This window comes from Arthrobacter sp. ISL-69 (genome assembly GCF_018613775.1).
In the GTDB taxonomy this organism is placed as follows: Bacteria; Actinomycetota; Actinomycetes; order Actinomycetales; family Micrococcaceae; genus Arthrobacter.
Genome location: NZ_JAGGPO010000010.1, coordinates 174,818 through 185,197 on the forward strand (window position 1 = coordinate 174,818; position 10,380 = coordinate 185,197).

At 66.5% G+C, this 10,380-nt stretch carries 10 protein-coding genes; 4 read left to right on the forward strand and 6 right to left on the reverse strand.

Features of this window, described 5'->3' with window-relative positions:
- Positions 1 to 109: 109 nt before the first annotated feature.
- The 4 genes from J7I79_RS06180 (at position 110) to J7I79_RS06195 (ending at position 4,030) form a co-directional block, all read left to right on the forward strand.
- On the forward strand, positions 110 to 1,072 hold the full coding sequence (locus tag J7I79_RS06180; protein ID WP_104172982.1) for a sugar-binding transcriptional regulator: 963 nt from the start codon (positions 110 to 112) through the stop codon (positions 1,070 to 1,072).
- A gap of 68 nt (positions 1,073 to 1,140) precedes the next feature.
- Positions 1,141 to 2,016, forward strand: coding sequence for an aldo/keto reductase (locus J7I79_RS06185; RefSeq protein WP_214951422.1), 876 nt, complete (start codon positions 1,141 to 1,143; stop codon positions 2,014 to 2,016).
- Between the two features lie 11 nt (positions 2,017 to 2,027).
- Entirely contained in the window at positions 2,028 to 2,957 is a 930-nt protein-coding gene (locus tag J7I79_RS06190) for an alpha/beta fold hydrolase (RefSeq protein ID WP_214951424.1), read from the forward strand.
- Positions 2,954 to 4,030 (forward strand): glycosyltransferase family 1 protein, encoded by a 1,077-nt coding sequence (locus J7I79_RS06195; protein ID WP_214951425.1) that lies wholly within the window; start codon positions 2,954 to 2,956, stop codon positions 4,028 to 4,030. Before J7I79_RS06190 ends, J7I79_RS06195 begins: the two co-directional genes overlap by 4 nt.
- A gap of 53 nt (positions 4,031 to 4,083) precedes the next feature.
- Here J7I79_RS06195 and J7I79_RS06200 read toward each other — a convergent pair whose 3' ends face one another.
- The 6 genes from J7I79_RS06200 to mihF all read right to left on the reverse strand — a co-directional run bounded on the left by J7I79_RS06200 (position 4,084) and on the right by mihF (position 10,279).
- Positions 4,084 to 6,246, reverse strand: a complete 2,163-nt coding sequence (locus tag J7I79_RS06200; RefSeq protein WP_311380532.1) for a primosomal protein N' — start codon at positions 6,244 to 6,246, stop codon at positions 4,084 to 4,086.
- Positions 6,247 to 6,453: 207 nt separating this feature from the next.
- Complete coding sequence (metK, locus tag J7I79_RS06205; RefSeq protein WP_214951429.1) at positions 6,454 to 7,689, reverse strand: methionine adenosyltransferase; 1,236 nt, start codon at positions 7,687 to 7,689, stop codon at positions 6,454 to 6,456.
- 80 nt (positions 7,690 to 7,769) lie between these two features.
- Positions 7,770 to 9,005: a bifunctional phosphopantothenoylcysteine decarboxylase/phosphopantothenate--cysteine ligase CoaBC gene (gene coaBC / locus J7I79_RS06210; protein WP_214951431.1), complete on the reverse strand. Its 1,236-nt coding sequence runs from the start codon at positions 9,003 to 9,005 to the stop codon at positions 7,770 to 7,772.
- Between the two features lie 54 nt (positions 9,006 to 9,059).
- A complete protein-coding gene (rpoZ, locus tag J7I79_RS06215; RefSeq protein ID WP_011692102.1) occupies positions 9,060 to 9,320 on the reverse strand; it encodes a DNA-directed RNA polymerase subunit omega in 261 nt (86 codons plus the stop codon).
- A gap of 39 nt (positions 9,321 to 9,359) precedes the next feature.
- Positions 9,360 to 9,932 (reverse strand): guanylate kinase, encoded by a 573-nt coding sequence (gene gmk / locus J7I79_RS06220; protein WP_214951433.1) that lies wholly within the window; start codon positions 9,930 to 9,932, stop codon positions 9,360 to 9,362.
- Positions 9,929 to 10,279 carry an integration host factor, actinobacterial type gene (gene mihF, locus J7I79_RS06225; RefSeq protein WP_214951553.1) on the reverse strand — a complete coding sequence of 117 codons (351 nt, stop codon included), beginning with the start codon at positions 10,277 to 10,279 and terminating at the stop codon, positions 9,929 to 9,931. The genes gmk and mihF overlap by 4 nt, the downstream gene beginning before the upstream one ends.
- Positions 10,280 to 10,380: the final 101 nt, after the last annotated feature.

Below are 10,380 nucleotides of genomic sequence, written 5' to 3' on the forward strand. Positions count from 1 at the left end.
TTTGGTCCTGTGCGGCGCGCCTCACAGCGCGGCGCCGTTCACCACTATTGTTTGGAGTAATGGAAAATGGAGTCAAGCACTATGCACAAACGTGCAGGATGGGACCGGAATGCCTCGCTCACGCCACTCAGAAGCCCTCAGAGCTGCACAACTGTATTACCTGCAGGACCTCACGATGGACGCCATAGCCAGGGAACTCCGGACCTCCAGATCCACGGTTTCACGGCTACTTTCGGCTGCCCGGGAGACCGGGCTGGTCCAGATCCAGATCCGCAATCCGCTCGACACCGGGCCGGAACTGGAGCACATGATCCGTGCCCAATATCGGGTGGATGTCCACGTCGTTCCGGTCGTCGACACCCTGAATGAGGCGGAGACACTTGACAGAGTGGCCATGCAGGCTGCACGAACCATCGGACCGCTGGTTGACTCAAACGCCATCATCGGCGTCGCCTGGGGATCCACGCTCAGCGCCGTCAGCCGGCACCTCACCCGCAAGATCACCCATGACAGCGTGATCGTCCAGCTCAACGGCGCCGGCAACATGCAGACCACCGGCATCACCTACGCGAGTGACATCATGCGCAGGTTCGGCAGCGCCTATGGCGCACGCGTTGAACAGTTTCCGGTTCCGGCCTTCTTCGACCACGCCGCCACCAAAACAGCCATGTGGAATGAGCGCAGCGTCCAGCGCATCCTTGAGCTCCAGTCACGCATGAGCATCGCCATCTTCGGCGTCGGTTCGGTGGACGCCGACTACCCCAGCCACGTCTATGCCGGCGGCTACCTCGACGAGAGCGACCTGAACATTTTGGCCACCTCGGACGTGGTGGGTGACGTCGCGACCGTGTTTTTCCGCGGCGACGGGTCATCCGACGGCATCACGCTGAACGAAAGGTCCACCGGTCCCGCGCTGGCTCAGCTGCGGCAGGTCCGGCGCCGCATCTGCGTCGTCTCGGGGGCCTCAAAGATCAAAGGACTGCGCGGCGCGCTCGCCGCCGGGCTGGCCACGGACCTGATCCTCGATGAAGCCATGGCGCGGCGCCTGGTCAGCTTTGACGGACTGTCCTGACGCCTCCGACGACCGCCCGACGGCCTGTCCCCGGGAGCGCGCGGCGCCGAGTCGGTAGAGTCAGTGCTATGAAAACCTCGCCGCGGCTAAGCCTCAACAACGGTGTGCTGATCGACCAGCTGGGCTTCGGGCTCTACAAGGTCCCCTCGGCCGACGCGGCCGGGCTGGTGACCATGGCCCTCGAAGCCGGCTACCGGCACTTCGACACCGCGTCCATGTATGGAAATGAAACCGGAGTAGGCAAGGCCATTGGCGCGCTGTCCGGGTTCGCGGGCAGCGGTGCCGGCGGAGGCTCCGGCGAGGCATCCCCGTCCCTCTCCCGCGAGGACCTGTTTGTCACCACGAAGGTGTGGAACGACGACCATGGCTACGACGCCACGATGCGCGCCTTCGACACGTCCATGTCCAACCTGGGCATGGAGTACGTCGACATGTACCTCATCCACTGGCCATGCGCCGGCCGCGGACTCTTCACCGAAAGCTACCGGGCCATGGAAACCCTTTACCGCGAGGGCAGGATCCGGGCGATCGGCGTGTCCAACTTCCAGCCCGCCCACCTGGAGCGCCTGCTCGAGACCGCTGAAGTGGTCCCCGCCGTGAACCAGATAGAACTCCACCCTTGGCTCCAGCAGGACGAACTCCGCCGGCTGCACGACCGGCTTGGCATCCGCACCGAGGCGTGGAGCCCGCTGGGCCGGGGCCAGGTGCTTGAGGACCCGGTGGTTCTGGAGCTCGCAGCGGCGCACCGCCGGACCGCGGCGCAGATCATCCTGAGATGGCACCTGCAACTGGGGAACGTAGTGATCCCGAAAGCCAGCTCCTACGTCCGGATCCGGGAGAACCTGAACGTCTTCGGGTTCACCCTGGACGCCGCAGACATGGCCGCCCTTGCCGGCCTGGAACGCGGCCACCGCACAGGCTCCCACCCGGACAACGTCAACTAGGATTCGAAACCATGGAACAAGTGGACACGGGACCGGCACAGGCCCCGCCCCTCTTCAGCGGGCAACTCGACGCCAGGACGCGGGCCGGCAGCGTGGACCTGCAGGGCAGCAATGTCGACTACTGGGTGTACGAGCCTGTGCGGGTGACTCCCGAAACCAGGACCATCCTGGTGATCCACGGCTTCCGCGGCGACCACCACGGCCTGCTCAGGATTGCGGACCAGCTGCCCGAAATGCGCCTCATCATGCCCGACCTCCCGGGCTTCGGCAGCTCGGATGCCTTTGCTGACGGTGAGCACAGCGTGATGCGGTACGGACAGTTCATCAGCGACTTCATGGCTGCCCTTGGCCTTGGGCCGGAAACGGTGCTGCTGGGACACTCCTTCGGATCGATCATTGCCAGCCATTTCGTGGCGGCCAACCCCCGTGCCGTGTTCCCCCTTGTCCTCATCAACCCGATCGCAGCACCGGCCCTCGAGGGCCCCAAGGGCATCATGACCAAACTGGCCGTCCTCTACTACGAGGCCTCCGCCAGGCTCCCCCGCGCCCTGGGGCTGTTCCTGCTGCGCAGCCGGCTCATCGTCAGGGTCATGAGCGTGGCAATGGCAAAGACCCGGGACAAGCAGCTCCTGCGGTTCATCCACGGGCAGCACAACGCCTATTTCTCCGCCTTCGCCAACCGGGACAGCCTGCTTGAATCCTTCAAGGCATCCGTCGGCAGCAACGTCTCCGAGGTTGCCCGGGACCTCACCCTGCCGGTGCTTCTGGTGGCCGGGGAAAAGGACGAAATCGCGATGCTCCCGGACCAGCACAAACTGGCGGCGCTCCTGCCTGACGGCACCCTCCATGTCATTCCCGGCGTCGGCCACCTCATCCACTACGAGACGCCCGAACCGGCCGCCGGCTTCATCAGACGCTTCCTGAAGGACCATCCCGCGTGAAAATCATTATCGATGCCCGCTTCACCCGCCTGGACCACCACGACGGCATCAGCAGGTACGGCGCCAGCCTGATCGCGGCCACGGCCAGGATTGCGGACGTCTCGATGCTCATTAGCGACCCCCGGCAGCTTGCCTTGCTGCCGGACGTCCCCTACACGCTGATCAACAGCCCGCTCTCCCCCGCAGAACTGTTTGTGGCTGCCAAGGTCAACAAGCTCGGCGCCGACGTGGTGGTGTGCCCGATGCAGACGATGGGGACGCTTGGCCGGAAATACGGCCTGGTCCTGACCCTTCACGACCTGATCTACTACGAGCACCCCGCGCCGCCAGGATTCCTGCCGGGTCCCGTCCGGGTGCTGTGGCGCCTCTACCACAAGGCCTACTGGCCGCAACGGATGCTCCTGAACCGGGCCGACGTGGTGGCCACGATCAGCCACACCACTGAGGCGCTGATCGCGAAACACAGCCTCACCAAACGGCCCGTCCGGATTGTGGGCAACGCACCGCAGCACGGCCACACGCCCCGCGATCCCGGGGCGGGCGCGGACAAAACCCTTCTCTACATGGGTTCCTTCATGCCGTACAAGAACGTCGAAACCATGGTCCGGGGAATGGCCGAACTGCCGGACATGACTCTTCACCTCCTCAGTCGCATCACTCCGCAGCGCAGGGCGGAGCTCGAGGCCCTGGTCCCGGACGGCGCCAACATCGTCTTCCACAACGGCGTGACGGACGCGGAGTACGAGGAGCTGCTGGCCCGGACTACCGCGTTGATCAGCCTGTCCCGCGCGGAGGGCTACGGCCTGCCCCTCGTGGAGGCGATGTCCCACGGCACGCCCGTCATCGCCAGCGACATTCCGATTTTCCGCGAAGTGGGCCATAACGCCGTGAGCTATGTCCATCCGGATTCCCCGTCGGAGTTCGCCGAGGCCGTCCGGCGGCTGGAGCAGCCGGACGTGTGGAAGGCGCAGTCACGGCGTTCCGTGGAACGCGCGGCGGAATTCAGCTGGGCGCACTCCGCACGGCAACTGGTCCAGCTGGCCGAAGAGGCTGCCCGGATCAACAGGCGCTAAGGCCAGCCCCGCGGGCGCACGTCAGTTGGGCGCACGTCAGTTGGTGCACGTCGCTAGAGCACATCCACGCCGTCGAGCCTCAGCTGCACGGGATCATCGCTGCGCCTGGCCGCTGCGGCTGCCTTGACGGCCCTCATCACCCGGGTGGCTTCGGCCGCCCGGGCATACGGAATGAACAGCAGGGTCCGGACGTCCTCGCCGGACTCCCGCTGGCCGGGACGTGCGTCCGACAGCAGCAACGGCGCCGGACCCGCTGTGCGCAGGGAAATGTCCTGCCTGGCCAGCTGCTTTTCAATCGCCTCGGTAAAGTGCCCGACGGCGGTCCGGCCGCCGGTCACGGAGGCAATCCGGACTGCCGGTGGCAAGTGGAGCTCTTGGCGCAGGGAGAGTTCGCGGCGTGCATATCCCCCGGCGTCCCAGCGAAGCAGTGCGCCGACCCCCGCCGTGTCATCGGCGGTGATGACAACAAGGCCGCCCTCGCGGGCAGGTTTTACCAGCGCCGCGGCGTTGAACCAGCGCCGGACGGCGTCCTCCCCCGCGCGGAGGTTTTCACGACGCAGCAAGGAGTCCCCGTCCAACAGCAGTGCGGCGGCATACCCGCCGGCTGCTACGGGCTCCGCTCCCACGGTGGCCACCACGAGGGCCTTGGTGTCCGGGACTGTGGCCTTGACGTGGTCCCCGGACGAGGTGATGACCGGCTTGCCGGGGAAGGCCCGGCCCAGTTCTTCCGCGGTCCGCAGCACGCCGGTGGCGGAGCGGCGCAGCCGCGGGCTGCTGCAGTGGCTGCAGCGCCAGGCCGGCGCGGGAGCGGAACACCAGCGGCATTGGGGCACGGCTGAACTGCCGGCGGCGCCGGCAACAGCGAGCGGTCCGCTGCAGGCGGTGCAACGGGCCGGTTCCCGGCAGGAATCGCAGACCAGCGACGGCGCATAGCCGGAACGGGCCACCTGGACCAGGACGGGGCCGCGTTCCAGGCCCTCCTTGGCGGCGCGCCAGGCCGCACCGGGCAGCCTGGCGATCCGGGCGAGGGGGTCGCGTTCCTGTTCAAAGCTGTCCGCCGTGTTCAGGACCCGGGGCACCGTCCGGCGCACCTCCGGCCGGTCGGCCTCGACCGCCCGGGCCCAGCCGGCATCCACCAGCCGCTGCAGTTCAGTGCTGCGGGTGTGTGCGGCCATCAGGCAGGCAGCACCTTCCTGTTCGGCCCGCAGGAGGAGGACTTCCCGGGTGTGCGCATAGGGCGACCGCTGCTCGATGTGGAGGTCGTCGCCGTCGTCCCAGCACACCGCCAGGCCAAGGTTGTGCACGGGGGCATACGCTGCCGAGCGGGTGCCGACGGCAACCCCGGCAGTGCCGGCGAGGATCCGAAGGTAGCTGCGGTAGCGGGGTGTCGGGCCGTCGTCAGCGGTGAGCCGGGCAATGTCCTCCCGTGGCAGCAGGGCGGCCAGGGCCTCCTCCACCCGGTCCAGGTCGCGGTAATCCGGAACCACCACCACTGCGCCGCGGCCCGAGGCGCGGACGGCCGCCACGGCTTCGGCAATAAGCGCGGGCCAGCCGGCGGGGCCGAAGCCCTGGAGTGCGCTCAGGACCGCACGCGGCGACTCTCCGGCCCCAAGATGCTGGAGGAACGCAGCACCGTTGACGTAGCGGGCCCAGGGTACTGCTGTGGCGGGAACGCGGCCCCCAGCCGGTTCCCGTTCCCCGGCTGCGGCCTCCGCTGCGGCGGCAGGCGGGCCTGCGGAGAGCGTTCCTTCCGCGGCCAGTTCCTTCTCCAGTTTGGCGACCCGCGGCGGAATGGCCACACGCAGCACGTCACTCAGCGTGCCGGCGTAGCGTGCGGCGACTTTGCCTGCGAGTTCGGCCAGTTCCGGCGTGAGCACCTGAACGGCCGACACCACCTTATGGAGCGGTACGAGGGTGTGCCCGGCGTCGGATTCAGCGAGCCGGTCCAGGATGAAGCCGCTAAGTTCCTGGCCGTTGAACTTGACCTTGACGCGGACGCCCGGCTGCGCGGCGTCGTCAAGCGAAGCCGGCACGCTGTAGTCGAACGGGCGGTCCAGGTGGGGCAGCGAAGACTCGATGAGAACCCGGGCAACCGGCAGCAAGTGTGCGAGGGCGGGTCCGCCGGGAGATTGCGGGCGGCCCGCCGGGAATCCCTGGAGCAGTGACAGCTGGAGCGGTTCTTCGGTGGCGGAACCATCGCCGGGAAACGAAGCCACGGGACCAACCTCCATTCAGCATCCTGCCAGTAGTGGTGCCGGCGGTTCAGGGGCAGCAGCTCGGGCGCCATCAGCCGGAAAGCACTGTAGCAGGGCCGCCCGGTCGGGGGCCCTGCTACAGCCAAACACATGGCACCGACAATTATTTCCAGCGACGTACGCCTTCGTGGCTTGCCGGCATTTGGGTTTGCGGACGGGCGGTGTTTCTCAGGCGTTGAAGAAGGCCTTGAGCTCGTCCACCCGGTCCAGCCGCTCCCAGGTGAAGTCGGGATCGTCGCGGCCGAAGTGTCCGTGCGCCGCGGTCTTGGCGTAGATGGGCCGCTTAAGGTCCAGCGCGTCGATGATGGCCCGGGGACGCAGGTCGAAGATCTCCGCAATCGCCTGGCTGATGCGATCGGGATCCACTGTTTCCGTGCCGAAGGTTTCAACGTAGGTGCCCACGGGCCGTGCCTGGCCGATGGCGTAGGCGATCTGGATCTCGGCCCGCTTGGCGAGTCCCGCGGCAACCACGTTCTTGGCCACCCAGCGCATCGCGTAAGCCGCGGAGCGGTCAACCTTGGACGGGTCCTTGCCGGAGAAGGCACCGCCGCCGTGGCGAGCCATGCCGCCGTAGGTGTCCACGATGATCTTGCGTCCGGTCAGCCCGGCGTCGCCGACGGGGCCGCCGATCACGAACGCACCGGCCGGGTTGAGGATGTTGCGTGTGCGGGAGATGTCCAGGTTGGCTGCCGCCAGGACGGGATCGATCACGTGCGTGGCGAGGTCAGCGCGCAACTGCTCAAGGCTGGCGCCTTCCGCGTGCTGGCTGGAGATCACGATGGTTTCGACGGAAACGGGCCTGTCGCCGTCGTAGCCGATCGTGGCCTGGGTCTTGCCGTCCGGGCGGAGGTAGGATAGCTCGCCGTTCTTGCGGACTTCAGTGAGGCGTTCGGAAAGACGGTGCGCAATCCAGATCGGGACGGGCATGTATGACGGCGTCTCGTCGCTGGCGTAGCCGAACATGAGGCCCTGGTCGCCGGCTCCCTGGAGATCGTAATCGTCTTCCTGGCGTCCTTCGCGGGCCTCCAGGGAATTGAACACACCGCCGGCGATGTCGTTGGACTGCTGGCCGATGGATACGGAGACGCCGCAGCGGGCACCGTCGAACCCGTTCGCCGAGGAGTCGTAGCCGATCCCAAGGATGGTTTCGCGCACGATCTGCGGGATCTCAACGTAAGCGTCGGTGGTGACTTCGCCCGCTACGTGCACCAGCCCGGTGGTGGCCAGGGTCTCGACTGCCACGCGGGACTCGGGGTCCTTCGCCAGCAAGGCATCCAGGATCGCATCGCTGATCTGGTCGCAGATCTTGTCCGGATGGCCTTCAGTCACGGACTCCGACGTGAAAAGACGAAGGGACGGCGGCGTCGCGCCGTGGGATGCGGGAATGTGCAGCGGTAAAGTCACTCAACTACCTTACTGGTTGGGATTCGGTCAGGCCTCAGCATGTGTCCCCCTGCTAAGGAGGCCTTGCACACGCCGGCCGTTCAGGATCGTGGAAAAACGCGGCTCAGCTCGGAGCTGATGCGGTCAATGACGGCGGCCGCGACTTCATCCTTCGAACCGGACGCTGCCTGTGGTTCGGAGCCGGAGCGGGAAAGGATGACCACGGAGTTGTGGTCCTGCCCGAACACCAGGCCCTCACCGACATGGTTGACCACCAGCAGGTCGCACCCCTTCCGACGCAGCTTGGCCTCGGCGTAGGCGAGCACGTCGCCGTGGGCGTCGCCGGTTTCGGCTGCGAACCCCACGATCAGCTGCCCCGGCCTGTTCGCTGCCCGGACCTCCACGAGCTCCTGCAGGATGTCCGGGTTGCGCAGCAGGCTGATGACCGGATCGGCTGTGTCGTCCCGCTTCTTGATCTTGGTGTCCGAAACCTCGGCGGGACGGAAGTCCGCCACCGCGGCGGCCATGACCACGACGTCGGAGTCGGCGGCCGCGCGCAGCGCAGCTTCGCGGAGCTGCACCGCTGTTTCCACCCGGACCACCTCGACGCCGGCGGGAACCGGTACTTCCATGTGGGCGGCGATCAGCCGGACGCTGGCGCCCGCGTTGCGGGCGGCCACGGCCAGGGCAACGCCCTGCTTCCCGGACGAGCGGTTGCCGAGGAACCGGACCGGGTCCAGCGGCTCACGCGTGCCGCCTGCACTGATGGTGACTGTCCGGCCGGCCAGCGGCAGCTCCGCGGGGACACCGCCGTCCTGCATCAGGGCAAGGGCAGCTTCGAAAATGGCCTCCGGCTCGGGCAGCCGGCCGGGACCTGAGTCGGAACCGGTGAGCCGTCCGCTGGCGGGTTCGAGGACCGCCACGCCACGGTTCCGCAGCGTCTCCACGTTGGCCTGGGTCGCGGCGTGGAGCCACATTTCGGTGTGCATGGCCGGAGCCATCAGCACGGGACCGCTGGCCATCAGCAGCGTGTTGGTCAGGAGGTCGTCGGCGTGGCCGCCGGCGGCCCGTGCCAGGAGGTCAGCGGTGGCCGGAGCCACGACGATGAGGTCCGCCTCGTGGCCCAGGCGTACGTGGTTGACCGAGGGGACGTCATCAAAGACGCTGTTGCTGACCGGGTTTCCGGACAGTGCTTCCCAGGTCGCCACTCCGACGAAGCGGTTGGCCGCCTCGGTGGGAATCACCGTGACGTTATGGCCGGCTTCAGTAAAAAGCCGGAGGAGCGATGCCACCTTGTAGGCGGCAATCCCTCCCCCGACTCCGAGGACTATGCGCACGTGACCTCCGTCAACAGGCAGTCTGTAGTCTGATGAGATCTGGGCTGAAGAGTTCTACTCTGCAGGTTCGATCGGCGTCGAAACGAGCTTGCCTTCGTTGATCTCGCGCAGGGCGATGGAAAGCGACTTCTCGTTCAGCTTGGTGTCGACCAGCGGGCCCACGTATTCGAACAGGCCCTCGTGCAGCTGGGCGTAGTATGCGTTAATCTGACGTGCACGCTTGGCACCGAAGATCACCAGGCCGTACTTGGAATCAGCTGCCTTCAGCAGTTCGTCGATCGGCGGGTTGATGATGCCTTCAAGGTTCGTGGACACGAATTCTCCAAATTCTAGCGGGCCGATCCGACCCGGCTGCTAATGCGGGTGCGGGGTCAGCCCCATGAGTGAAACAAGTTCGTCCGCTGCGCGTCGAACGTCATCATTGATGACTGTGTGATCGAACTCCGGCTCAGCGGCAAGTTCTAGTTTAGCGGTTTCCAGTCTCTGCTGCTGTTCCTCGGCCGTTTCCGTGCCGCGGCCCACCAGGCGGCGGACCATTTCCTCCCAGCTGGGAGGGGCAAGGAAGACGAACTGGGCCTGCGGAACGGCCTGCTTGACCTGGCGCGCGCCCTGCAGATCGATCTCCAGCAGCACTGACCGGCCATCGGCAATGGCTGCGTCCACGGTGCTGCGGAGCGTGCCGTAGCGGTTGCGGCCATGGACCACGGCCCACTCCAGCAGCTCCCCGCCAGCCACGAGCGCGTCGAATTCGTCGGCCGACTTGAAGAAGTAGTGCACCCCGTCCTGCTCCCCCGGGCGCGGCGGACGCGTGGTGGCTGAGACGGAAAGCCAGACTTCGGGGTAGTTGTCCCGGATGTAGGTGGACACGGTGCCTTTGCCAACAGCCGTCGGGCCGGCGAGGACTGTCAGTCCCGGTTTCTTGCTCACATATTCCTTTGTGCGGTATTCGGATGGACCTGTTTCTCGTTCATAAAATCTACCAGCGCCCGGCGCTGGTGAATGCCGAGCCCCCGCAGCCTGCGGGACGCGGCAATGCCCAGCTCATCCATGATGGCGGCCGCCCTGACGCGGCCAATGCCGGGCAGGGCCTCGAGCATCTCGGAGACCTTCATTCGTGCCAGGGCGGAATCGCCGTCGCCGGAAATGATGAGATCAGCCACCGAGAGAGATCCCGACTTCAGCTGTTCCTTGGCCTCCGCCCGGGCTGCCCGTGCCACTGCCGCTTTGCCCAGGGCTTCCGCGCGTTCCTGCTCCGTCAAGGGCCGTAAGCTCACTTCCGTCACCCCCGAATCGTCAGTCGGATCCAAGGCATCGGCCGTTGGATTCCCCCTGAACCTACCCTTTGCCTGTCGCAGAAATCAATGGCGACGAAATC

Coding starts and splice junctions, on each gene's coding strand:
- J7I79_RS06185 (WP_214951422.1), top strand. CDS start 1,141: ATGAAAACCTCGCCGCGGCTAAGCCTCAACAACGGTGTGCTGATCGAC.
- J7I79_RS06180 (WP_104172982.1), top strand. CDS start 110: ATGCCTCGCTCACGCCACTCAGAAGCCCTCAGAGCTGCACAACTGTAT.
- J7I79_RS06190 (WP_214951424.1), top strand. CDS start 2,028: ATGGAACAAGTGGACACGGGACCGGCACAGGCCCCGCCCCTCTTCAGC.